24 protein-coding genes, 3 tRNA genes and 2 pseudogenes are annotated in these 22596 nt (G+C 70.3%); 9 read left to right on the top strand and 20 right to left on the bottom strand.

Translation table 11 applies throughout. The features are described 5' to 3' along the window. Position 1 precedes the first annotated feature (1 nt). The gene (locus Pflav_RS33825; protein WP_173040816.1) at positions 2-1216 is read left to right on the top strand and encodes an acyl-CoA dehydrogenase family protein; all 1215 of its coding nucleotides are present in this window, start codon (positions 2-4) and stop codon (positions 1214-1216) included. Beyond that, a pseudogene (locus Pflav_RS33820) lies at positions 1213-2767 on the top strand (AMP-binding protein). The gene Pflav_RS33825 and the pseudogene Pflav_RS33820 overlap by 4 nt, the downstream one beginning before the upstream one ends. On the opposite strand, the gene Pflav_RS33815 reads toward Pflav_RS33820, so the two are convergent. From Pflav_RS33815 to Pflav_RS33790, 6 genes are all read right to left on the bottom strand, one after another. After that, positions 2754-3347: a hypothetical protein gene (locus tag Pflav_RS33815; RefSeq protein WP_173040815.1), complete on the bottom strand. Its 594-nt coding sequence runs from the start codon at positions 3345-3347 to the stop codon at positions 2754-2756. The pseudogene Pflav_RS33820 and the gene Pflav_RS33815 overlap by 14 nt on opposite strands. 51 nt (positions 3348-3398) lie before the next feature. Then, positions 3399-4646, bottom strand: a complete 1248-nt coding sequence (gene purD / locus Pflav_RS33810; RefSeq protein ID WP_173040814.1) for a phosphoribosylamine--glycine ligase — start codon at positions 4644-4646, stop codon at positions 3399-3401. A 171-nt stretch (positions 4647-4817) separates the two neighbouring features. Then, complete coding sequence (locus Pflav_RS33805) at positions 4818-5084, bottom strand: type II toxin-antitoxin system RelE family toxin (protein WP_173040813.1); 267 nt, start codon at positions 5082-5084, stop codon at positions 4818-4820. Next, positions 5081-5347: a hypothetical protein gene (locus tag Pflav_RS33800; RefSeq protein WP_173040812.1), complete on the bottom strand. Its 267-nt coding sequence runs from the start codon at positions 5345-5347 to the stop codon at positions 5081-5083. The genes Pflav_RS33805 and Pflav_RS33800 overlap by 4 nt, the downstream gene beginning before the upstream one ends. A gap of 227 nt (positions 5348-5574) precedes the next feature. After that, positions 5575-5647, bottom strand: a tRNA-Arg gene (locus tag Pflav_RS33795). A 34-nt stretch (positions 5648-5681) separates the two neighbouring features. After that, a tRNA-Ser gene (locus Pflav_RS33790) sits at positions 5682-5772 on the bottom strand. A 901-nt stretch (positions 5773-6673) separates the two neighbouring features. Here Pflav_RS33790 and Pflav_RS33785 point away from each other — a divergent pair. Further along, complete coding sequence (locus tag Pflav_RS33785) at positions 6674-7633, top strand: hypothetical protein (protein WP_173040811.1); 960 nt, start codon at positions 6674-6676, stop codon at positions 7631-7633. Continuing rightward, positions 7597-8016, top strand: a complete 420-nt coding sequence (locus Pflav_RS33780; protein ID WP_232072208.1) for a hypothetical protein — start codon at positions 7597-7599, stop codon at positions 8014-8016. The genes Pflav_RS33785 and Pflav_RS33780 overlap by 37 nt, the downstream gene beginning before the upstream one ends. A gap of 12 nt (positions 8017-8028) precedes the next feature. Here the strand turns inward: Pflav_RS33780 and Pflav_RS33775 are convergent, their stop codons facing one another. Continuing rightward, complete coding sequence (locus Pflav_RS33775; RefSeq protein ID WP_232072206.1) at positions 8029-8814, bottom strand: CPBP family intramembrane glutamic endopeptidase; 786 nt, start codon at positions 8812-8814, stop codon at positions 8029-8031. A gap of 143 nt (positions 8815-8957) precedes the next feature. After that, complete coding sequence (locus Pflav_RS33770) at positions 8958-10478, bottom strand: peptide deformylase (RefSeq protein WP_173040809.1); 1521 nt, start codon at positions 10476-10478, stop codon at positions 8958-8960. 422 nt (positions 10479-10900) lie between these two features. Here Pflav_RS33770 and Pflav_RS33765 point away from each other — a divergent pair, with 422 nt between their 5' ends. After that, positions 10901-11626, top strand: coding sequence for a hypothetical protein (locus Pflav_RS33765; RefSeq protein WP_173042786.1), 726 nt, complete (start codon positions 10901-10903; stop codon positions 11624-11626). On the opposite strand, the gene Pflav_RS33760 is transcribed toward Pflav_RS33765, so the two are convergent. From Pflav_RS33760 to Pflav_RS33740, 5 genes and pseudogenes are all read right to left on the bottom strand, one after another. Continuing rightward, positions 11616-12149, bottom strand: a complete 534-nt coding sequence (locus Pflav_RS33760; RefSeq protein ID WP_173040808.1) for a YbhB/YbcL family Raf kinase inhibitor-like protein — start codon at positions 12147-12149, stop codon at positions 11616-11618. The two genes, Pflav_RS33765 and Pflav_RS33760, sit on opposite strands and share 11 nt — an antisense overlap. Before the next feature lie 4 nt (positions 12150-12153). Then, on the bottom strand, positions 12154-12621 hold the full coding sequence (locus tag Pflav_RS33755) for a MarR family winged helix-turn-helix transcriptional regulator (protein WP_173040807.1): 468 nt from the start codon (positions 12619-12621) through the stop codon (positions 12154-12156). A 9-nt stretch (positions 12622-12630) separates the two neighbouring features. Then, positions 12631-13518 (bottom strand): NAD-dependent epimerase/dehydratase family protein, encoded by an 888-nt coding sequence (locus Pflav_RS33750; protein ID WP_173040806.1) that lies wholly within the window; start codon positions 13516-13518, stop codon positions 12631-12633. 389 nt (positions 13519-13907) lie between these two features. Continuing rightward, positions 13908-14456 (bottom strand): annotated as a pseudogene (locus Pflav_RS49135) (ImmA/IrrE family metallo-endopeptidase); the annotation flags it as partial. Positions 14457-14761: 305 nt separating this feature from the next. Beyond that, positions 14762-15346: a hypothetical protein gene (locus Pflav_RS33740; RefSeq protein WP_173040805.1), complete on the bottom strand. Its 585-nt coding sequence runs from the start codon at positions 15344-15346 to the stop codon at positions 14762-14764. A gap of 98 nt (positions 15347-15444) precedes the next feature. Here Pflav_RS33740 and Pflav_RS33735 point away from each other — a divergent pair, with 98 nt between their 5' ends. Both Pflav_RS33735 and Pflav_RS33730 read left to right on the top strand, forming a co-directional pair. Then, positions 15445-15741, top strand: coding sequence for a type II toxin-antitoxin system Phd/YefM family antitoxin (locus Pflav_RS33735; protein ID WP_173040804.1), 297 nt, complete (start codon positions 15445-15447; stop codon positions 15739-15741). Then, positions 15738-16139: a type II toxin-antitoxin system VapC family toxin gene (locus Pflav_RS33730; protein WP_173040803.1), complete on the top strand. Its 402-nt coding sequence runs from the start codon at positions 15738-15740 to the stop codon at positions 16137-16139. Before Pflav_RS33735 ends, Pflav_RS33730 begins: the two co-directional genes overlap by 4 nt. 74 nt (positions 16140-16213) lie before the next feature. Here the strand turns inward: Pflav_RS33730 and Pflav_RS33725 are convergent. Further along, positions 16214-16302 (bottom strand) — tRNA-Ser (locus Pflav_RS33725). 106 nt (positions 16303-16408) lie between these two features. Further along, a complete protein-coding gene (gene soxR, locus Pflav_RS33720; RefSeq protein WP_173040802.1) occupies positions 16409-16858 on the bottom strand; it encodes a redox-sensitive transcriptional activator SoxR in 450 nt (149 codons plus the stop codon). Positions 16859-16902: 44 nt separating this feature from the next. On the opposite strand from soxR, the gene Pflav_RS33715 reads away from it, so the two are divergent. Together Pflav_RS33715 and Pflav_RS33710 are read left to right on the top strand one after the other, a co-directional pair. After that, positions 16903-17580, top strand: coding sequence for a transketolase (locus Pflav_RS33715; protein ID WP_173040801.1), 678 nt, complete (start codon positions 16903-16905; stop codon positions 17578-17580). Between the two features lie 5 nt (positions 17581-17585). Beyond that, on the top strand, positions 17586-18485 hold the full coding sequence (locus tag Pflav_RS33710) for a transketolase family protein (RefSeq protein ID WP_173040800.1): 900 nt from the start codon (positions 17586-17588) through the stop codon (positions 18483-18485). Here the strand turns inward: Pflav_RS33710 and Pflav_RS33705 are convergent. The 5 genes from Pflav_RS33705 to Pflav_RS33685 form a co-directional block, all read right to left on the bottom strand. After that, positions 18436-19137, bottom strand: coding sequence for a glycosyltransferase family 2 protein (locus Pflav_RS33705; RefSeq protein ID WP_173040799.1), 702 nt, complete (start codon positions 19135-19137; stop codon positions 18436-18438). The genes Pflav_RS33710 and Pflav_RS33705 overlap by 50 nt on opposite strands. Positions 19138-19259: 122 nt before the next feature. Further along, positions 19260-19787: a hypothetical protein gene (locus tag Pflav_RS33700; protein WP_173040798.1), complete on the bottom strand. Its 528-nt coding sequence runs from the start codon at positions 19785-19787 to the stop codon at positions 19260-19262. A gap of 119 nt (positions 19788-19906) precedes the next feature. After that, entirely contained in the window at positions 19907-21298 is a 1392-nt protein-coding gene (locus Pflav_RS33695) for a sensor histidine kinase (RefSeq protein ID WP_173040797.1), read from the bottom strand. After that, on the bottom strand, positions 21291-21977 hold the full coding sequence (locus tag Pflav_RS33690) for a response regulator transcription factor (RefSeq protein WP_232072204.1): 687 nt from the start codon (positions 21975-21977) through the stop codon (positions 21291-21293). The genes Pflav_RS33695 and Pflav_RS33690 overlap by 8 nt, the downstream gene beginning before the upstream one ends. A gap of 96 nt (positions 21978-22073) precedes the next feature. Further along, the gene (locus Pflav_RS33685) at positions 22074-22568 is read right to left on the bottom strand and encodes a hypothetical protein (RefSeq protein ID WP_173040795.1); all 495 of its coding nucleotides are present in this window, start codon (positions 22566-22568) and stop codon (positions 22074-22076) included. Positions 22569-22596: the final 28 nt, after the last annotated feature.

The raw sequence follows: 22596 nt of genomic DNA, 5'->3' as shown, positions 1-22596 counted from the left end.
GATGGCGGAATTCTCGCTCGACCTGAATGAGGAACAGCGGGACCTGCGGGACTGGGTGCACGGCTTCGCCCAAGAGGTCGTGCGCCCAGCCGCCGCCGAGTGGGACTCCCGCGAGGAGACGCCCTGGCCGGTGATCCAGGAGGCCGCGAAGATCGGGCTGTACGGGTTCGAGTTCCTCGGCAACTGCTGGTCCGACCCCACCGGTCTCTCCCTGCCGATCGCCAACGAGGAGCTTTTCTGGGGCGACGCGGGCATCGGCCTGGCCCTGCTCGGCACGTCGCTCGCGGTCGCCTCGATCTACGGCTCGGGTACCCCGGAGCAGATGCTCGAGTGGGTACCGCCCTGCTTCGGCACTGTTGACGAGCCGGCGGTGGCGGCGTTCTGCAACACCGAGCCCGAGGCCGGCTCCGACGTCGGCGCGATCCGCACCCGCGCGGTCTACGACGAGGCCACTGACGAGTGGGTGCTCAACGGGCAGAAGTCGTACGCGACGAACGGCGGGATCGCTGCCGTCCACGTGGTGACCGCTGTGGTCGACCCGGAGCTCAGGTCGCGCGGGCACGCCGCGTTCGTGGTGCCGCCCGGCACGGCAGGGCTCTCCTCGCCCGGCAAGCTCAAGAAGCTCGGCCTACGCGCGTCGCACACCGCCGACGTGTTCCTCGACGACGTACGCGTGCCGGGGCGGTGCCTGCTCGGTGGGCGGGAGAAGCTGCTGGAGCGGCTCGACCGGGTCCGTTCCGGGCAGCGGTCCGCCGGCCAGGCGGCGATGCGCACGTTCGAGCTGACCCGCCCGACGGTTGGCGCCCAGGCGATCGGCGTGGCCCGCGCGGCGTACGAGTACGCACTGGAGTACGCCCGCGGCCGGGTGCAGTTCGGCCGGCCGATCGTGGAAAACCAGGCCGTGGCGTTCGCGCTCGCGGACATGAAGATGGAGATCGACGCCGCCCGGCTGCTGGTGTGGCGGGCCGCCTGGATGGGGCGGAACAACCGCGCGTTCGAGGCGGGCGAGGGCTCGATGTCCAAGCTCAAGGCTGGTGAAGTGGCCGTGGCGGTCACGGAGAGGGCGGTCCAGCTGCTCGGCGGCGCCGGCTACCTGCGCGAGCACCCCGTCGAGCGGTGGTACCGGGACGCCAAGATCTACACGATCTTCGAAGGTACGTCCGAGATCCAGCGCCTGGTCATCGCCCGCGCCATCTCCGGCGTACAGATTCGATGATCACGCCGTTCGTCGTCGCGACACTGACCCGGCGCGGACTGCTCGCGCCCGGGTCGCCGCTTCGGGTGGCCGCCCAGCTCAACGCGTTACGTCGGTGGGGCTTCAGCCTCTCCGGCGAGCTGCGCCAGGCGGCCGCGCGGGACCCGGAGCGCGTAGCGATCATCGACGAACGGCGTGGCGAGGTGACGTACGGCCGGCTGCTGGGCAACGCCGAGCGGCTGGCCCGGGCGCTGCGCGGTACGACCGGCGTGCAGGCCGGCGACCGCATCGGCCTCCTCTGCCGCAACCACGCCGGCATTGTCGAGGCGATGGTGGCGGGGACGCTGCTCGGCGCGGACACGGTGCTGATCAACACCGGGCTCTCCCCGGCCCAGCTCGCCGCCGTCGCCGAGGAGCAGCGGCTGCGCGTCCTTGTCCATGACGCGGAGTTCGCGGAGAAGGTGCTCGCGCTGCCGCCCAGCGTGGAGCGGATCACCGAGGAGCGGGCGGCCGAGCTGGTGGCCGGGGCGCCGCCGGGTGAGCTGCGACCGCCGGAGCGGGACGGCCGCACGATCGTCCTCACGTCCGGCACGACCGGTACGCCCAAGGGTGCCCGCCGCCGCACGCCGGCCGGCTTCGGTCCGCTGGTGTCGATCATCCACCGCATTCCGCTGTACGCCCGCGATCGCATCATGATCGCGGCGCCGCTCTTCCACACCTGGGGTACGCGGCGCTCCAGGTCTCGTTCGCGCTGCGGGCCACCGTCGTGCTCCAGCGCCGCTTCGAGCCGGCCGGCTGCGTCGCGCTCCTGGCCCAGCACGGGGTACGCGGACTCTTCGCCGTGCCGGTGATGCTTCAGCGCCTGCTGGAGGTACCGCCGCCGCACCCAAACCCGCTGCGTGTCGTGGCGGTGAGCGGCTCAGCGCTGCCGGGCGGGCTGGCCACCCGGTTCATGGACGGCTACGGCGACGTGCTCTACAACCTGTATGGGTCGACCGAGGTCTCCTGGGCCTCCATCGCCACCCCGCGTGACCTGCGGGCCGCGCCGCAGACCGCCGGCCGCCCTCCACACGGCACCCGCCTGGCGATCCTCGGGCCGAGCGGGCAGCCCGTTCCCCGGGCCAGGTCGGGCGGATCTTCGTGGGCAACGAGATGCTCTTCGAGGGGTACACCTCGGGGGGTGAGGAGGAATCGCACGACGGCCTGATCGCCACCGGTGACCTCGGCCAGATCGACGACGCCGGGCTTCTGTTCGTAGTGGGCCGGGAAGACGACATGATCATTTCGGGCGGCGAGAATGTCTTCCCGTCCGAAGTGGAGAACCTGCTCGCCGAGTTGCCGCAGGTACGCGAGGTCGCGGTGATCGGCGTGCCGGATCCCGAGTACGGCCAGCGCCTCGCCGCCTACCTCGCGCTGCACCGAGGCGAGACGCTAGACGCCGACGCGGTACGCGAGTACGTGCGCCGTTACCGGGCCCGTTACTGCGTACCGCGGGACGTCTACTTCGTGCCGTACCTACCGCGCAACGCCACCGGCAAGGTGGTCGCCCGCGATCTGCCTAGACCTGAGTGATCTCGTGGGCCGTGGCGGTGGCCGTGAGCTGCTTCGACTTGGTCGACCCGCCGCCCACCGTCTTGAGCAGGTAGGTGTGCTTCACCGTCTCGCCGTCCGCGGCCCCACCGCACGAGAAGGTGAAGGTCTCCGAGCCCTCAGCGGAGTACGTGCCGTAGACCCCGGGCCCGTCGACGGAGATCGTGACCTGCTCCGCGCCGGTCACCTTCCACTCCACGATCACCGGCACACCCTCGACCGGGTACTCACTGGTCCCTTGTGGACACTGGGGCTTCTGCGTAATGCGGAAGTACTCGATGCGCGGGCCGTACTCCTCCGGCGGGCGCGTGGTGGTCCTGGTGGTGGTTGTGGTCTTCGTGGTTTCGGTTTCTGTAGGCGTCTCGCGCGTCGCGGTCGGGCTGGGGCTGGGCGTCGCCTCAGGGGTGCCGAGGACGGCGTCGGCGCTTGGTGACGGCGTGCTGCCGGCACTAATCTCACCATCGCGTCCCCCGGTTATGGAGACACAGCCAGCGACCGCGCCGATCGAGCTGGCGAACACTACAGCGCCCGCGAGCAGGAGCATTGCCGTCCGGTTCTTCATGACACTGACGGTAAGTCCAGGTGACGCTGCGGTGATCCCAGGTTCGTGCCGTTAGGGCACGCGCACGCGACCCTCCACCGCGGCCAGCGCGATGTCCGACCGCCGGTGCGCCCCCTCCAGCGTCACCCCGTCGATGAGCGCGTAGGCGGCGTCGCGGGCGGCGGCCAGGTCGGGGCCGGTCGCCGTACCACATAGGACTCGGCCGCCCGCGGAGACGAGCGCACCGTCGGCGGCCCGGCGCGCGGTGCCGGCGTGGATGATGCCGGCGCGCTCCGCGCCGGTGATGACATCGCCGGAACGGGACGAGGTCGGATACCCCTGCGACGCCAGCACGACCGTGACGGCGGCGCCCTGTTGCCACCGCAGCGGCGGGTGGGCGGCGAGCGTGCCGGCGGCGGCCGCGTGGAGCAGGCCGGCCAGCGGCGTCTCCAGCAGCGCGAGCACCACCTGCGTCTCGGGATCGCCGAAGCGCGCGTTGAACTCGATGACCCGCGGCCCCGCCTTGGTCAGCGCAAGTCCGATGTAGAGCAACCCGGCGAACGGCGTCCCACGCCGGCGCATCTCCGCGAGCGTGGGGTGGGCGACGTCCCTCATGACCTCGTCGACAAGCCCGGAAGGCGCCCAGTCGAGCGGCGCGTAGGCACCCATCCCACCGGTGTTGGGGCCTGTGTCGCCGTCGCCGACCCGCTTGAAGTCCTGGGCGGGCATCAGCGGCACGGCCGCCTCGCCGTCGGTGACCACGAAGAGCGAGACCTCGGGCCCGTCGAGGTACTCCTCGATCACGACCCGCCCACACGACTCCGCGTGGGCCAGCGCCACGTCCCGGTCACCGGTGACAACGACACCTTTGCCTGCGGCCAGCCCGTCGTTTTTCACCACGTACGGCGCGCCGAACTCGTCGAGCGCCCGCGCGGCCTCGTCACGGCTGGCGCAGACACGCGCCCGCGCCGTCGGCACGCCGGCCGCCGCCATCACATCTTTGGCGAACGCCTTGGAGCCTTCGAGCTGAGCGGCCGCCTCGGAGGGCCCGAAGCAAGCGATCCCCTTGGCCCGTACAGCATCGGCGACGCCAGCGACGAGCGGCGCCTCCGGCCCGACGACGACGAGGTCAACCCCGCTCTCTACCGCGAGGGCGGCGACAGCCTCCGGGCTGGCCACCTCCACTGCCCGAATCTCCGCGATCGCGGCGATGCCGGGATTGCCGGGGGCAGCGATGAGGTGCTCGGTCGCGGGATCAGCAGCCAAGCCGAGGGCCAGGGCGTGCTCCCGCCCACCACCGCCAATAAGCAGTACGCGCACGTGGGGATCCTAGCCCGCCCCGTTGCTCAGGCTTTCCACATCTAACCAGGCACCGGCGAAAGATCGGAGGTCCTCGTGATCAGGCGCCGCAGGTACGCGAATGCGGGGTTGGGGCTGTGGCAATGAGGCCATCAGGCCATGAGACCCAGGAGCAGCCCCTAGGCCGGTGACTCAGGGACGGTAAACGTCCCGTCGGTTGCCGACCTTGACCACAGTCACGACCAGTACCGAGTCTTCGATGATGTACAGGATTCGGTAGTCGCCGATTCGTACGCGGTAGAGGTCTTTCCCGACCGCCATCTTGACGCAACCAGGTGGCCGCGGATCGTCGCGGAGAGCTTCAGTGGCGTCCTTGACCTTGATTTGGGTCGGTTTGTCGAGCGCCTTGATTTGGCGGGCGGCGGCTGGTCGGAATACGACCTCGTATCGCCCGCTCACACTCCCAGCTCCGCCCACAGCTGCTCGGCCGGCATGGACTCACCGCGCTCTACCAGCGCCGCGGTCACGTCTGCTGCATCCTGCTCAAGCTCGGCGGCTTCGATGATCGCAAGGATCTGGGCCATCTGGGCTCTCGCCCATGCGCGCAGGCCTGGCGAACGATCCTCGTTGTCGGCAATCTCGCGGACCCGGCTAAGCATCGTGTCCCAGTCCACGTCAGTTGGCGGGATCGAGGGTTCGTCGTCTGCAAAGGCAGCCGTCATACCGGTGAGCTTAACCCCGGGTCACCTGAACCCGGCCGTCAAGCGGCTAGGCGTAGCTGGCCAGTGGCGTGCCGATCGAGGCCGTAGAGATGATCCTCGGCCACGCGAGCCCGGACGTCACCCGGCGGATCTACAAGCACCTGCTGCGCCAGGTCGCGGCGAGGCAGGTCGATGGCACTACGACGGGAAACGGCCTCCCACCTGCGGCGGGAGGCCGTTTCGTATTGCGCGCCCGAAGGGACTCGAACCCCTAACCTTCTGATCCGTAGTCAGATGCTCTATCCATTGAGCTACGGGCGCAGGTGCTCGACCAGCATACACACCAGCCTTCGCGCGGAGACTCCGGGATTCGAACCCGGGAGGGGCGTTAAGACCCCAACCGCATTAGCAGTGCGGCGCCATAGACCAGACTAGGCGAAGTCTCCCAGGTGGCCGTCGCAGACCACCGCCCGCCGAGGATACCGTGCGCCCGTCCGTGGCGGCAAAGCGGCAGGGTCGTCGGCGGCCGGGTTTCCGGGAGGTGCTTCGGGCCCGTCGGGACTAGGCTCCGTCTTCATGGAGGAGGAGCAGCGCCCGGGCGGCCGGCGGGAGCGGTCTCGCCCCTCCAAGGCTGCCTTCACCCCGCCGGAAGAGGACCCGACACCGCCGCCTCCGCCGCGCCGGCCGCCGGCCCGCCGGCCTGCGCCTTCCGTGCTGTTCCAGGCGCCGACGCTGCCGGACGAGCCCTCTGACGAGCCAGACCCGCGCACCAGGCCGGCCACGCAGACCGGCCCGGACGCGGAGGCCGCGAAGGCTGCACCGCCATCCGCGCGACCGGCGGAGGCGACCAGCCCCGACACAACAGCGACGGATACGGAAACGCCAGCTCCCCGCGCACGCCGAGCCAAGGCGACCAACCCCGACGCGCCGGCACCACGGGCACGGGCAGCCAAACGGACCACGCCGGACGTGTCAGCCACGGAGGCTTCGGTTCCGCGCACGCCAGCAGCCAGGACGAACGCCACAGGCGCGCAAGAGGAGGATGCACCGACGCGCACCCGGCCGGCCAGGAGCAGGACCCAGGACGAGCCAGCGGCGAAGGCCGCCGCGCGGAGCCGGTCGGCTAAGAAGGCGGAATCTGACGAGGCGCCGGCGCGGACTCAGCGAGCCAAGAGCGCCGCCCGGGAGGAGCCAGCCCCAGCGGCGGCCGCGCAAACCGGGCCTGCCGATGCCACGACACGGGCCGAGCCAGCCAAGGACGCGCGCCCGGACGAGCCGCCGCCGCCGAGCCAGCCAGCCGAGGCCGATCCCATGCAGCGGACGCCGACCGAAACGGAGCCAGTCCGGGTGGAGCCCGCCAACGATGCGCGTCCCGACGAGCCGGCGGCGACGAGCCAGCCAATCGAGACCGCGACGCTAGACGAAGCAACACCCGCACAGCGGACGCCGACCGAACCGGAGCCGGCCCAGACAGAGCCGGACGCGGTCGCCGGCGAGCCGGCGGCGACGAGCCAGCCAGCCAAGGCCGCGACGCCGGACGAGGCCGCACCGGCGCAGCGAGCGCCGATCGAAGCAGAGCCAGCCCAGATAGACCCAGCCAAGGACGCGCTCCCGGACAAGCCGCCGGCGCCGACCCAGCCGATCGAGACCGCAACGCCAGACGAAGCCACACCCGCACAGCGGACGCCGACCGAGGCAGAGCCAGCCAACGACGCGCCGTCGGCGCCGAGCCAGCCGATTGAGGCCACGACGCCGGACGAGGCCGCGCCCGCACAACGGACGCCCACCGAAGCGGAACCAGCCCCAGCACAGCCAGCCAACGACGCGCGCGCCAACGAGCCAGCGGTGCCAAGCCAGCCAGACGAGGCCGCGCCGGCGCACCTAGCGCCGACCGAGGCGGAGCCGGCCCGGGCACAGGCGGCAGCGACCGCCGCTGAGGTGGCTAAGGAGGGCGCCGAGACGGCGGCTCGGAAAGTGGCGGCGACCACGGCCGCGCGGGCGGCGGCTGCGGGCGGCACCTCGGCCCGGAAGGCGGTCACCCTCGTGGGTGGGCCGGTCGTCGAACGTACCAATGCGGAAGATGGACCGGCGATCACGCCGCGGGTCCTCGATCGGCCTGGACATGCCCCGGAGCTCTTGGCTCTTGCGGCCGTGCGGGCGATCGGGCCGCACGCGCGCGACTGGGCCGCACAGACGCGGGCTACCTACCCGGCGGCGACGGCCGACGGGCTGGCGCGGCTGGCCACTCGGCGCTTCGTGCGGATGGCGGGGTGGGCGGTGCGGTGTCGGTGGCGTTCGGGCGGTTGATGCCGGTGGCCGAGCTTTCCGCGACCGCGTGGGCTCAGGCGGCGCTGGTGTTGCATCTGGCAGCGGCGTACGGGCACGATCCGCTCGACGCCGAGCGGGCGGTCGACCTGCTGGTGCTGCTGGGGGTGCATCCCAGCGCGGACGCGGCCCGGGCCGCGCTGTCCGAAGCGACCGCGGCCGACCTGGAGGTGAACGGGCCGCCGGCGCTGCTGGCGGCGTGGCGGCTGGTGATGCCGTTGTCCAGTCAGCCGCGTGGGTGGGTGGCGGTGCGCATGGTCGTGCGGCGGCTGCCTGGTGTGATGCCGGTGACGGCTGCGCTGGGCGTGGCGGCGGCGGTGGAGCGGCTCGGGTACCGGGCTCGGGCACGCTTCCGCACCAGCTAGCGCGGTCGAGCGTCAGCCAAAGAAGCGCTGGAACCAGGTCATGTCCTTCACCAGCGTGTACCCGACGAAGGCCACCACATCCAGCAGCGTGTGCGCGATCACCAGCGGGAGTACACGCCTCGTGCGCAGGTAGAAGAACGCGAAAATTACGCCCATCACCGCATTGCCGACAAAACCACCGAAGCCTTGGTACAGGTGGTAGGAGCCGCGAAGCAGGGCACTCGCCGCGATGACGGCTCGTACCCGCCACCCGAGCTCCTCGAGGCGGGTCATCAGATATCCGACAACGACCACTTCTTCGAGGATCGCGTTCTGTGCGGCAGCCAAGATCAACACCGGCAACGCCCACCACAGGTCGGGTAGCGCGGCCGGCACCACGTTGGCGTTGATGCCGAGCTGGCGCGCACCGAGGTAGAGGGCAATGCCAGGGAAGCCAATCGCCACCGTCAATATCATGCCGAACAGCACGTCGAAGACGGGGTGCCGGCGGTCGAGGCCGAGGGTCGCCCGCGCGTCGCGGTCGCGATTGAGCAGGTGTATCGCCAGCAGCACCGGGACCAGCGCAAAGAAGATCCCGAGCAGCTGGTAGGTGAGGTCGAGGTACGGCCGAGGCGACGCCGAGGCGTTGAGGGTGGCGGTCTGCTCGGAGAGCGGGCGGTTGGCGGTGAGCCGCGCCGTGATGGAGACCATCGCATAGATGGCCGACTGTCCAAGCGAGACGCCGAGGACGAGGAGCACCTCGTTTCGGCGGGTGGTGTAGTCGCGCCCGGTAGGCGGCGGGGCTAGCTCAACCTTCACCCGGTAACTGTGCCCGACGCGCCGCCGGAGCTGTCGCCTACCACCCCAAGATCAACCGAATCGCACAAGATGGGCAGTACGTGAGCGTGGAGGCGCCCGCTGAGGCCTGTCCTAGATCGGCGGGAGCCCGCCGATCTAGGCACTCAGTACCGCCAGGGGTTCCCGGCCTCGCGGTACTCCTCGACCGGCACCAGCGGGACGCCGGGTGTCATGCGGTCGACGTACAGCCGGCCTTCGAGGTGGTCGATCTCATGCGCGACAAGCCGTGCCATGCCCTGCTCGAAGGTCGTGATCAGTCGCCCGCCGTCCCATTTCGCGTGCTCGACCTGGAGCACAAGCGGCCGCGAGACATGACCACGCACGTCGAAGAAGGACATGCACCCCTCGTACTGCTCGTCGGTCTCGGGCGACGACTCGACCACCCGAGGGTTGAGCAGCACGACCGGCTCGGCCGTGCGGTCGGCAGGGCGCACCACCGCGGCGGCCCAGGGCAGCCCGATCTGTGGCGCGGCCAAGCCCACGCCCTTGCTGAACGTGTGCAGCTCCTCGACCCGGTCGAGCGCCCCGACCAGCCGGTCGACGACGTCCCGGGCGTCCGACTCGTCGTGCGGGAGATCGAACTGCCGAGCCGCCTGGCGGAGCGTGTCGGCGCCGCGCTGCACGATGCCAACTGCGCGCATGCGGTCGCTGGCCCGCACCGCGATGGCGAGGCCGGACGGCGGCGGGCCGTTGTGGCCCCGGAAACGCCACTCCAGCCTGTAGCGGGCGTTGAGTGGCGGCGACTCGGTCGTCCACTCGAAGATCGTCCGCTCGCCCTCCGGACGCCGGCCGACCGGGGTACGAAGCGGCGCCTCCTCGGCCGACAGCGACGTCTCCACGCCCCACACCTGCGCGTCGAGCCAGTTGGGGAAGTCGAGCCGCACCGTGAGACGCCGAGTGGGCAGCCGCACGGCGCGCTGGAACCACTGGCCCCACTTGTCGTGGCTCACCGTGTAGGCGTACTCGATCATGGTGCGCTGGCCGGGATAGAGCGGAAAGCGGCCCTCGGAGTTTTCGAAGAGGAGCCAGACCTCCTTGAACGCGTCCCGGTCGTGCTTCTTGCGGTACTCCATCGCCTCTCGAGCCGGCTCCTCCCCGCACCACGCTTGGAGGTCGAGCTCGGCGAAGCTGAGCGGATGATCGCGGTGGTGCCGGTTGGACTTCTCCGGATCATGGGGGTACCTGTCGACGGCCACCCTGATCAGGTAGCGGGTGACGGGCTCGGTGCCCGCGTTGTAGAGGGCCCGGCGGATGACGCACCGGTACGAGCCCTCGCGGTACGAGAGCGTGGCCACCTCCTGCTCCACGATCAAGCCGGTGCCGGGCGGCAGCCACTGCTCGGGCACCGGCGGGTCTCGGTGACTCGCCGAGGACCTGGCATGACGCAGCTCGTCGTACTCCTGGTAGCGCTGCCAAATCGCGCCGCCCGCGCCGAGCACGGCTTCGGCACGGCGAGCGAAGTCTTCGGTCGGACGGTGTCGGCGGCCTTCGACATGGCTGACGTAGGACGGGTCGAAGCCCATGCGGGCCGCGAGCTGCTTCTTGCTCATGCTGCGCTCAACCCGCCATCGGGCCAGTTCGGCCGCGAACGTGTCCGCAGCCCGCTCGATGGGCGATGTCGTCATCTCTTGGTTACCTCGGGCCGGGACTTTCAGTCTGCTTTCCTAGCCGCTCGGCGGAACATGAACTGGCGCGTTACCGACAAAAACCTTGACAGACGGGCAGTTCAGCTACTCAGACGCATAGGGCAGCTACTCTGCGTAGCCCCATACGGAGTGTGACTGAGGACATGTTCTGAGCAGAAAGGGAGACGCGAGCGAGACCCTCTGGTTAGCCTAGCCTTAGTACGTTAGGGTGATCCGTCGGCTTGAGAAACTAAGGGAAGTGGCCTGGTGACTACGTTTACGCGGTACCGGATCTGGCACTTGCCCGGTCTGACCGCGTACGTCACTCGCCGTGCAGAAGGCGACGCAAAGTGACCACTGTCGTTCCTCACCGGATCGCCGGTGCCGACCTGCTCGCGCCGATCACGTCCACGCTTCGCGCGATGTTCGGGACCGACGACCTGCCAGGTCTCACGCCCGGCCTCGTGGTGCCCGAGCTCTCCACCGCCGATTGGATCCCCACGTCCCGCCTCGTCGACGGCAGTCGCCTACCCGACCTGCTCGACTCGGCGAAGCACCGGTGGCAGGCGTCGCCGCACGCCGCGGCCGCGCTGGCGTGGAAGGCGTACACGTACTGGCTCTCGCTGCCCGTCGTGCTCGGCTGGGCCTCGGCGCGGCGCGTGCCCCTGCTCTACCCCGATGACGTGCTGATGCACTTCGAAGACCAGCGGCCGCTGCTCACGCTCGGGTACCGCCGCTCGGTGGCCGTCGCGGTGCTCCCCTCGGACCCGCTGGCGCTCTCCGGCCTGCCGCAGGTGCGGGTGATGCGCGACGAGGCGGCCCTGCTCGGCGCGCTGCGGACCTCGCTGCTAGACGCCCACCTCAGCCCGATGCTCGACGCGATCCACGGCGAGGTGCGGGTCGGCCCCCGTACGCTGCTCGGCTCGGTCAGCTCCGGCATCGCCCACGGCATCCTGCGCGCGGCCGATGTCCTCCCCGGTTCGACCGCGGAGCACATCGGCACGCTGCTTACGACGTTGGGCCTGGAAGACCTGATCGAGCTGGTGCCCGGCCAGAACGGCGAGCTGACGGTGCAACGCAAGACGTGCTGCCTCGCGTTCACCCTCCCTCAGCCCAAGATCTGCACTGGCTGCTGCATCAAGCCTTGACCTGGTAGGTGGCCACCAGGATCGCCCGCGCGAGCGTGTGGAAGGTCAGGTTGAAGCCGACCACCGCGTTCGAGACATCGGGCGTGACGTCGAGCGCGTCGACGTCCACCGCGTGGACGGCGAAGTAGTAGCGGTGCGGTCGGTCGCCCGCGGGCGGCGCGGCGCCACCGTAAGCCCGCGTGCCGTAGTCGCTGCGGACGTGGAAACCACCGTGCACGTCCTCAGCGCCGGCGCCGCGGGCCAGCTCGGTGACCGAGACCGGCAGGTTGACCAGGTTCCAGTGCCAGAAGCCGCTGGGGGTCGGCGCGTCCGGGTCGAAGCAGTTCACGACGAAGCTGCGGGTCTCGCTGGGGAAGCCCGACCAGGCCAGCTGGGGCGAAAGATCCTGGCCACCGACGCTGCCGTGGGCGAAGGCCGCGTCGAACGGCTGGCCTTCGTCGAGGTCACTGCTGGTCAGCGTGAACGTGGGTACGGCCGGGAGCAGCTCGTACGGGTCCGGTGCGATAGGACGGTCAAGACTCATACCGTCATCCTTGCACTCGCTGAATGTGGTGCCGGAGAAGCCGAGTGAGCAACCGCGCGAATTCGTCCCGCTCCTCGGGCGAGAGCGGGGCGAGCAGCTGATCTTGTACCTGTGCCAGCTGCTTCTCCAACCTCAGCAGCTGCCGCCGCCCCGCGGCGGTGATGGTGATGACGTTGCGCCGCCGGTCCTCCGGGTCCGGCGAGCGCTCGACGAACCCCCGATCGGCCAGCTCGTTGATGGTCGTCACAAGATCGCTGAGGTGTATGCCGCCGCGCCGCCCGAGCGTGGCCTGGCTGGCCGGCCCTAGCTCGTCCAGGGTGGCCAGCACCCTGAAGTGGTAGCCGCGCGCCTCGACGGCCGCGAACCCATCCGACACGAGCCGGGAGGCGTGCGCGGCCGTCTGAACCAGCAGCCAGCTCGGAATCTCCCACATCCGCGAGGAGGACGCCGGTACCTCATCGGGTGTCTGCATGCCAGCACCCTAGGCCGCAGCCCAGGCGGCCCAGGCGTCGGTGACGATACGGTCGGGTGTCGAGCGGTGTGGCTCCCAGCCCAGCTCGGCCCTGGCCCGCGCGATGTCGGCGACGAGGTGCGGCGGCTCGGGTTTCGGGCTCAGCCGCTTGATTTCCACCTTCTTGCCCGTGACCGCTTCGGCGGCCGCGACGATGCCCGCCATGCTCGTGCCGACGCCACTGGCGATGTTGTACGTCTCGGCCTCGCCGGGCGTAGCCCGCTCGATCGCGTTCACCACGGCTTGCGCCACATCCTCCACGTGCACGAAGTCGCGGGTCGCCGAACCGTCCCCGTTCAGGGTCACGTGGGGCAGCTGGCCGGTGATCGCCCGGAAGACGTTGGGGATGATCCGCGTGGTGTCCGTGTCGCCGACGCCGCCGGCCGCGCCCGCGATGTTGAAGCAGCGCAGCACCACCCCACCGACCGCCCCGGTAGCTGCGTGCGCGGCGACCAACTGCTCTGCGGCGACCTTCGAGGCGGCGTACGGGCTCTCCGGGTTGACCGGGAGGTCTTCGGTGAGCGCTCCGGTGTGCTGCCCGCCGTAGACGATGCTGCTGGAGGCGAGGACGAAGGGGACGGGCCGGTCGAGCGCGAGGAGGAGGTTGAGCGTGCCACCGACGTTGACGTCGAAGTAGCTGAGTGGGTCGGCGAAGGAGTCGCGCGGCCGGGTGAGGGCGGCGAGGTGGCAGACGGCCTCGGGCTGGGCGGCCTCGACTGCGCCGGCGACCCCGACCCGGTCCCGGACGTCGATACCGGAGCGGCGGCTGAGCATGGTGACGTGGTGGCCGGTGTCGCCGAGGGCACGGCAGACGGCGTTGCCCAGGTACCCATGGCCGCCAGTGACGAGGACGCGCATCGTGGTCGCCTATCCGCCGGACGGGAGGGCGCGGGTCGCAGCGGGATCACGTTCGCGTAGCCGGTCACCTGCTTGGCCGGCGCGGGCTGATGCTTCGTCGCCGCTGGCTCGTGCTTCGTCGCCGCTGGCTCGTGTGGGAGTTCGTCCGGGCTGGCGTGCTGGGCGAGCACGTCGAGCGCCAGCTCTTCCGACCAGGCGGCCATCGCCGCGAACCGCTCCGTCCGTATCGCCGGGCCATGCACGATCTCCGCCATTTTGCGGAGGGCACGCGGCTTTTCGGGGGCCACGTAGCCTGGCTCGCGCTTGTTCCACCCGCGGGAGCTCATCTGCTTGTACAGGCTCAGCGCCCGGTCGCCATCGACCGCCCCCAGCTCCTTCGCCCGGCGGACGAGGCTCTTCACCGATACACCCCAGATCGTCTTGAGCATCACGAGCGCGCTCAACGTGGGATTGTGCGGCATCACGCCCCGCAGCGCCGCGAGTGGGGTAAGCAGCTCGGCCGCGAACATGTCCGCCTCGGCCTCGATGCCCGGCCCAGTCTGGCCGGGCTGGTGCAGCAGCAGGTGGCCTATCTCGTGCGCCACGCTGAACCGCACGCGATCAGCCGGCACACCGCCGAGCAGCGCGATGACGGGCTCGCCCCGCCGCCAGGCGCAGAAGGCGTCGAGCGTCTCGATCGCGTACGGAAGCCCCAGGACGGTCACGCCAGCCCGCTCCGCCGCCAGGATCAGGTAGGGAAGCGGCTGATGCGGCGAGAACCCCAGGATCTTCCGGGCCTCCGCGGCGGCCTCCGCCGGCGTCGCGCCAGGCGTCCGCCGCAGCCTGACCGGCAAGGCACGCGCCCCGCTTCGCAGATGCTGGTACTCCTCGTCGACCAGCCGCGCCCACTGAAGCGCCGCCGACTTCTCCCCCTGCGTCAGCCGGCTACGCGACCTCATCTGAGGGGATAGGACCGAGAAGCCGGGTGTCGGCGGCCGGGCGAAGAAGCCCACCGCGACGCCCGTCAACGCCGCCACGAGCGCCAGCGATTCCTCGTCGATCGTCGCCAGGTCCTTTTCGATGCGCGACAACCGAGACTGGGTGAGCGACGGCACCTCTTTGATGAGGTCGGCTTGCGTCATCCGGTGCATCTCCCGCACCTGCCTGATGCGCTCGCCGTAGACCATCTCTGTCTCCTAGGTGCTGGTCACACCACCAGACGGCCGTTGTATGCCGCCTTTCGCCCGCTGCCGCTGGTCGTCGTCTAGGCCAGCCGGTCCGCCTGCCAGTCGGGCTCAAGGCCAACCAGGTCTTCCGCTCGCAGCTTAGCCATCTCTCGATAGATCTTTCCGCGCCACTCCAACTGGAGGTTTGCCTTGAGGTTGTCACCACGGAGCGGGCGAATCAGGACCATCGGATCCTGGAGAACGCCTTTGTCGTCCAGCCAGAGCAGCAGCAGGTTGTCGGTCTCCAGCCCCGGGATAGCCGAGGCCTGCCGCCAAAACTCCTGCCGCGGCCTCGAAGGGCCAGGCACCGGCACCTCGATCTCACCGGCGGTGCCCCGCTGGGCATGGAGGACGCGGACGGCGAACCCCTGGTGGTGGATCAGGATCCCGGACATGTTGAGCGCCGCGCTGTCGTCGACCAGCCGGGCCGCGAGCCCTTCCTCCTCCAGGACGGCACAGGCCCGGCGGCGGGCGAGATGGAGGTACAGGTGGGGATCGTCGGAGCGCTTGTACTGCCGTTCGGTGTGGTAGCGCTGGGCCTCTTCAAGACCTTCTTCGAGGCTCCGGAAGATGGTCGCGAAGGTGGGGTGGAGAGCGCTGAGCGCCCGGCCGTACGAAGCCATGGGCATAAGATGACACGCAACTTCACACCCGTCACCCCGCCACGCCGCCGCTGCCGCGCGGCTCTATGTGGCCACAAAATTGTGATACATTTTCGGTTATGACGACTCTCGGTGAGCACTCAGTCGGCCTGCGGGAGCTACGCCACAACACCAGTGAGGTGCTGGCGCGCGTGCGGCATGGGGAGACGATCGACGTGACGGAGTACGGCAAGCTCGTGGCGCGGATCGTGCCGGTGGGCGAGCGCGAGCCGACACCGGTGTTGGACCGCTTGGTCGAGGCGGGTCGGGCTCGTTTGGCGGTACGGCCCGGATTTCGGCCGCGGATGCGAGCCGGCGACGGCACCGACCGCCTCGGCGATGCCCTCGCGGCCCTGCGCGACGAGGAACGCTGGTGAGCCTTTACTACATCGACACCTCCGCCGCGCTTAAGTTGCTGGCGCAGGAGAGCCATTCCCGCGCGTTCGCCGCGTTCTACGACGAAAGCACGGGCGCATCGTGGGTCAGCTCGACATTGCTGCGGATCCAGGTGATCCGCGCAGTCAGCCGTGCCATGCCAGCGGCACTGCCGGATGCGAGGGCACTCCTGCTGGCCTTCAGCTACGTGAGCATCGACGATGAGGTCGTGGACGCGGCGATGAACGAGCCGGACCGGATGCTGCGGTCGCTGGACGCGATTCACCTGGCCACCGCACGGGTGCTCGGGCCGGATCTGGACGGCCTAGCCACGTATGACGACCGGCTGGCAGCTGCGGCAAAGGACGCCGGAATCCCGGTGATCGACCCGCGAGGTTGAGTGAGGTATCGACCCAGGCGGCCCTTGTGTCCTCACGTTCGCGCTGGTCAGATGGGCTTTTCGCTGTTCGGGAGCGGAGGGTGTGGGATTCGAACCCACGATGAGTGTCACCACCCATAGCGGTTTTCAAGACCGCCGCCATCGGCCACTAGGCGAACCCTCCTCGGCCGCGACCCTCGGCGTCGAGCGCTGGGTGCGGCCGTGCCTAGTGTGCCATGGGGCCCAGGTTCACGGGTGGGACACCGTGGCCGTAAAGGTGGGCGACCACGTCAGCTGGCGCCGGGCGGCAGCAGCAGGCGCGGGCCCGCGCCGTCGGCGGACAGTTCGTCGTCCGGGTTGTAGAGGCGGCAGCGTTGCAGTGACAGGCAGCCGCAGCCTATGCAGCCGGTCAGGTCGTCGCGTAAGCGTTCCAGGAAGGCGATCTGGTCGTTCAGGCGGCCGCGCCAGCGGGCGGACAGTGCCGCCCAGTCGGCCTTGGTGGGTGTGCGCGACTCGGGCAGGGACGCCAGTGCCTCGCGGAGCTCCTCCAGCGACACCCCGACCTGCTGCGAGATCCGGATGAAGGCCACCCGGCGCAGCTCGGCGCGCTGGTACCGGCGCTGGTTGCCGCCCGTACGGACGGCGCGGATCAGGCCCAGCCGCTCGTAGTACCGCAGCGCGGAGGGTGCCACGCCGGAGCGGCGGGCGAGTTCGCCGATGGTCAGTGAGGTGTCGGTCATAGATCCCTTGAGCTGAAGTCCGCTTCAGCTTGCACCCTATCGATATGGCCGCACCGACAACCACGAGAATCAGCGAGCTGCTGACCCGCCTGACGGGCGACGAGAAACACGCACCCAGCGCCTACTCGACCCTCGACGTGCTCTGGGTGCTCTACGACCGGGTGCTGCGCACCGCACCCGACCGGGTCGACGACCCGGACCGCGACCGTTTCCTGCTCTCGAAGGGTCACGGGCCGGCCGCCTACTACGCCGTGTTGGCGGCCAAGGGTTTCATCCCGGAGGAGTGGCTGGACGATCTCGCCGGGCCGGACAGCCGGCTCGGGCACCACCCGGACCGCCTGCTCGTGCCCGGCGTGGAGATCGGCTCCGGCTCGCTGGGCCACGGCCTCGGCTTGGGCGTGGGCACCGCGCTCGGGCTGCGGGCGCAGGGCCTCACCGACGCCCGGGTGTACGTGCTGACCGGCGACGCCGAGCTCGACGAGGGTGCCAACCACGAGGCGATCGCATACGCGGGCGCGACCGGCCTCGCCAGCCTCACCGCGATCGTCATCGACAACCAGTCCTCCACGCACGGGTGGCCGGGCGGGATCGCTCGCCGGTTTCACGGGTGGACGTCGTCCACTGTCGACGGTCGGGACCACGACGCGATCGAGCGTGGACTGCGGGCGCACACCGGTACCGCGCCGCACGTCGTGGTCGCGGTCGTAGAAAAGAAAGGGTGAGAACGATGCGACAGACCTTTGTGGACACTGCCACCGCCTTGCTGGACGACGATCCGCGTACCGCCGTCGTGCTCGCCGACATCTCCGGCGCCGCCTTCGCGCCGGCCGCCCGCGCGCACCCCGACCGCGTCGTCAACGTGGGCATCCGCGAGCAGCTCATGCTCGGCGTCGCCGGCGGGCTCGCGCTGACCGGGCTGCGGCCGATCGTGCACTCGTACGCGCCATTCGTCGTGGACCGGGCATACGAGCAGATCAAGCTGGACCTCAACCACCAGGGCGTGGGTGCGGTGCTGGTCAGCATCGGCGCTTCTTACGACGCCTCGTCCGAGGGGCGCACCCACCAGTCACCGGGCGACGTCGCGCTCTTCGACACGCTGGGCGGCTGGACGGTACATGTACCCGGTCATGCTGACGAGGTCGGACCGCTGCTGACCGCGGCGGCCGCCCACGACGAGCCTGTCTACATCCGGCTCTCCACCCAGCACAACGCGGAGGGGCGACCGACGACCGGCATGCAGACCATCCGGCGGGGTAGCCGCGCGGCGGTGGTGGCGGTCGGGCCGATGCTCGACACCGTGCTGGCTGCCATGGAGGGGCTGGACGTGACGCTGGCGTACACGAACACGCCGCGCCCGTTCGACGTCAAGGGGTTGCGGGCGCTGGGCCACAGCGACGTGGTGCTTGTCGAGCCCTACCTAGCTGGCACGTCGAGCGCTGTGGTGTCGGACGCACTCCGCGACCTGCCGCACCGCCTGCTGAGCCTTGGTGTGGAGTGCGTGGACCTGCGCCGCTACGGCAGCCCCGAGGACCACGCGCGGTGGCAAGGGCTGGACGCGGCCGGCCTCCGGCAGTCGATCAGCGCTTTTGTGGCACCGGGTGGCGGGCCCGCTCGCGGCCGAGGATGAACAGCGCCTCCACGCCGTCCTTCCACGTGATCTTCTTGCCTTCCTCGCGGCCGCGGGCGGTGTAGCTGACCGGCACCTCGTACGGCCGGATGCGGCGGCGGAGCAGCTTGCCGGTCACCTCGGCCTCCATCCCGAAGCCCCGGGAGTGGATGTCCAGCGACCGGTACAGCGCGACCGGCATCAGCTTGAAGCAGGTCTCCAGGTCACCGATGTAGGAGTTGAACAGCACATTCGCCGCGGTGGTCACCGCCTTGTTGCCCACCACGTACCAGAAGCTGTAGGCGCTGCGGCTGCCGAACGTGCGGTTGCCGTAGACCACCTTCGCGCGGCCGTCGAGCACCGGGGCGAGGAGCTTGGGGATGTCCTGCGGGTCGTACTCGAGGTCGGCGTCGAGGATCACCATGTACTCGCCCTCGGCGCTGTTCACCGCTGTCTTGATCGCCGCGCCCTTGCCGGCGTTGCGCTTGTGGGTGATCACCCGCACCCGGGCGTCGTCGGTGCGTCCGAGCACCTCGGCTGTGCCGTCCCGGCTGCCGTCGTCGACAATCACCAGCTCGATCTCGCACGGGTAGTCGACCGCGAGCGCCTGCTTCAAGGCCTCCGCCACGCGATCTTCTTCGTTGTAGACCGGCATCAGGATGGACAGCTTCACGGGGTCTCCACGGGCCGCTTGCGATATCCCGCCAAGCCTAACCTGATCAGATTCAGCGCATGCGGATGGGTACGAATCGGACTCCCCGGTCCCCGCCCGCCGGGGAGTCCGTACGAGGTTCGCTAGGCGCGTGGCACCACGATCAGCCGGGCGACGTAGTTCTCGCCGTCCTTGGCACCCGCGACGCCGACCTGGGTACCCGGCTTGATCTCTTCGGGCTGGACGGTCGCGGAGTGCCGCACCACGTGCAGGTCGGCCGCGAAGCTCCAGGTCGCCGTGTACCCGTCAGTGGACTTCACGGTGACCGAATCGTCGTCGATCTCGGTCACCTCGCCGCGCTGGACGGCGACCGTCTTCGTGCCCTCCTTGGTCTGCACGACCGCCTCACCGTGGAGGGTGTTCTTCCGCAGCAGGACGCGGGCCTTGCGCCGTTCCTTCCGGTCGGGCTTCGCGGAAGCAGAAGCAGGTCCGGAAGCGGAAGCGGAAGGCGACGGGTCCAGCCCCATCGCCGCCAGCGCCTGGCCCTCCACACCCATGGCCGCCGCTACCTCGACCGCGGTCTCGCCAGCGTCCTGTACCGGCCCGCTGCCGCACCCCACAAGTCCCAACGCCAGCACTCCGCTGGCCACCACCAGTCCGAGATGTTTCATGTGGAACATCGTCGGCCGGGCCGGCGAGGGGACCGTCAAGCCTGTGTACGGGCTTCGTAAGGAAGGCCCAGAGCGAGCGGGGACCGCTGCGCTCACCCTCGACGACGGCGAGGGAGCGATCATTTAGGAACGGTGACCGTGAATCGGGCGCCTCCCTCGGGCGCGTGCCCAGCCTCGATCGCCCCGCCCAGCCGCCGTACGAGCCCGGCGGCGAGCGCCAGACCGAGGCCGCTGCCGACCTTGCGTACCCCCTCGTAGCGCTGCCGCAGCGCGCCACGCTCGAACGCCACGGCGAGGTCGTCGTCGGTGAGTCCCGGCCCGCCGTCGCGCACCTCGATCACCGCACCGGCCGGCGCCGGCCACGCGGCGAGCACCACGGGCGCGCCGGCCGGCAGGATGCGCAGCGCGTTTTCCAACAGGCCGTCGACCACCTGCCGGATCCGGCCCGGATCACTGAACGCGGGCACCTCGGACGCGGGGAGCTCCACTCGCAGCACCACACCGGCCGCGGCACACCTACCGCCCCACGACTCGGCGGCCTCCCGGACAAGTGCGGCCAGGTCGATCCGTACCGGCGCCAGCGGGAAGTCGGCCGCCTCCAGTCTGGCCAATGCGAGCAGGTCGCTGACCAGCCGGTCGAGGTGCTCGGCCTCGGCGAGCATGGTCTGGCCGGCCCGCTGCGCGCCCTCGGCCGCGACCACGCCGTCGGCGAGCGCCTCGGCGTAACCGCGGATCGCAGTCAATGGCGTACGCAGCTCGTGCGAGACCGACAGCAGGAACTCGCGCTGCCGCCCCTCGCTGGTGGCCAGGGCGGAGGCGAGGTCGTTGAGGGCGTACGCCAGGTCGGCGGCCTCCTGCGGCGGCTCGACCGGCACCCGTACGCGCCGGTCACCGGCACGCAGCCGGGCGGCGGCGGTGGCCGCGTTGCGGATCGGGCGGACCATGCGGCGGGCGATCAGCACGCCGGCGCCGAGGCCAGCCGCGAGCCCAGCGAGCAAGGGCAGCCAGATGATCCCCACGACCTGCCGCCACAGCCCGGTCGGCCGGGGCGAGGTGAGCACGATGCCGTTGCCGCCGGGGAGCGCGCGCCCGACGACAATCGACGGACGGCCGTCGATCGGGCGGCGGGTGTTGACGTTCAGACCGGCGGTGATCCGCGCGACGATCTGCGGCGGGAGGCCCGGTCGGTCGGGCTGGCCGGCCCGGATCAGGTACGCGTCGATCTCCTCGGTGCGCAGCTGCCGGACAAGCCGCTCCTCGTCGCCGGTACGGCCGCTGGTGAGGCGTGGCCGCAGCAGCTTCGCGGCGACCTGTGCCTGCTGGTCGAGCGAGTCGCGTGCCTGCCGCTCCGCGCCCCGAACCGCGATGGGCACCGCGATCAGGGCGGTCACCAGCACGGACACCACGGCCACCGCGCAGGCGGCGAGGACCGCGCGGGCGGTGAGGGTACGCCCGAGGGGGCGGCGCCGGACGATCGGCAGCAGTTGGGTCAGCTCAGGGCGGTCAGGCATCGACCGCGTACCCGACGCCCCGGTGGGTGCGCAGCACTGTCGCGCCGGCGCCCAGCTTGGCGCGTACTTGCGCCACGTGCACGTCGACCGTCCGGGTACCGGTGTGCGCCGCGTACCCCCAGACGCTGGCCAGCAGCTCCTCCCGGGTGAAGACCCGGCCGGGCCGGCCCATCAGGCGGGCCAGCAGGTCGAACTCGGTCGAGGTCAGCTGCACGGGTGCGCCGTCGACGGTGACCGAGCGCCGGCCCGGATGGAGCGTGACCGGTCCGACCGTGTGCGGCCGCTCCTCGGGCGTGCCGGCCGTGCGGCGCAGCACCGCGCGTACCCGGGCGACAAGCTCGCGCGGGCTGAACGGCTTGGTCACGTAGTCGTCGGCGCCCAGCTCCAGCCCGACGATCCGGTCGACCTCGTCGTCGCGGGCGGTAAGGAAGATGACCGGCGTCCAGTCGCCGTCTTCGCGCAGCTGGCGGCATACCTCCGTGCCGGACAGGCCGGGCAGCGCGATGTCGAGCACGCAAGCGACCGGCCGCAGCCGCCGTGCCGATGCGAGCCCAGCCGTGCCGTCGTGCTCGACGTGCACGCCAAAGCCGTCCCTGGCCAGGTACATCCTGACGAGGTCGGCGATGGCTCGCTCGTCCTCTACGACGAGCACCAGGCCCTTCGGCTCCACGGCACCCATCATGTCCGACGGGCGGGCGGCCGGAAAACAACGGAATGTTAGAGGAACGTACGGGCGGGGGCGCCCCGCACGGGGAGTCGGGGCGCCCCGGCCCAGTCAGGCGGCAGCCGGCACGCGCAGCGTTTCCAGCGCTGTTACGCGAGGTGCCTGCCGGGCGCGCTCGGCCACCAAACGGGGACGGAAGACGTGGCTGAGTAGCGCGTCCAGGTGCCAGACCTGCTTTGGGTGACCGGTCTTGATCCAGAACCTTTCGCGGATGCCGTCGACCGCGGTGGCGGCGAGCTCCACCGCGGCGACCCGCGGGTCCGGATTCCAGGTGACGTTGCTGAGGTGTCGAAGCTCGGTGTTCAGGTGCAGGCGGAGCCGGTGGAACACACGGGTCTCCTGGGTCACCACCAAGCGCCGGTATGTCAGCAGCAGCAGAAACTCGCCCTGCATGGGGCGGTCGGGCCGGAGGCAGCGGGTGACCAGGACCGTCGCGTCGTCGGCCTCTACGCACCGTCGGAAGACGGGCATGTGGCGGCTCACGGTGGAGATGGCCACGCCAGCCTCAGCGGCGGCGGGCAAGAACGTTCGGGAGAACACGTCCATGCCGCGTTTAACGACTTGCTAACGGTAT

Source organism: Phytohabitans flavus, from assembly GCF_011764545.1.
Taxonomy (GTDB): domain Bacteria; phylum Actinomycetota; class Actinomycetes; order Mycobacteriales; family Micromonosporaceae; genus Phytohabitans; species Phytohabitans flavus.
The sequence above is the reverse complement of the archived record's forward strand: the minus strand, read 5'-3'. Positions and strand labels throughout refer to the sequence as shown.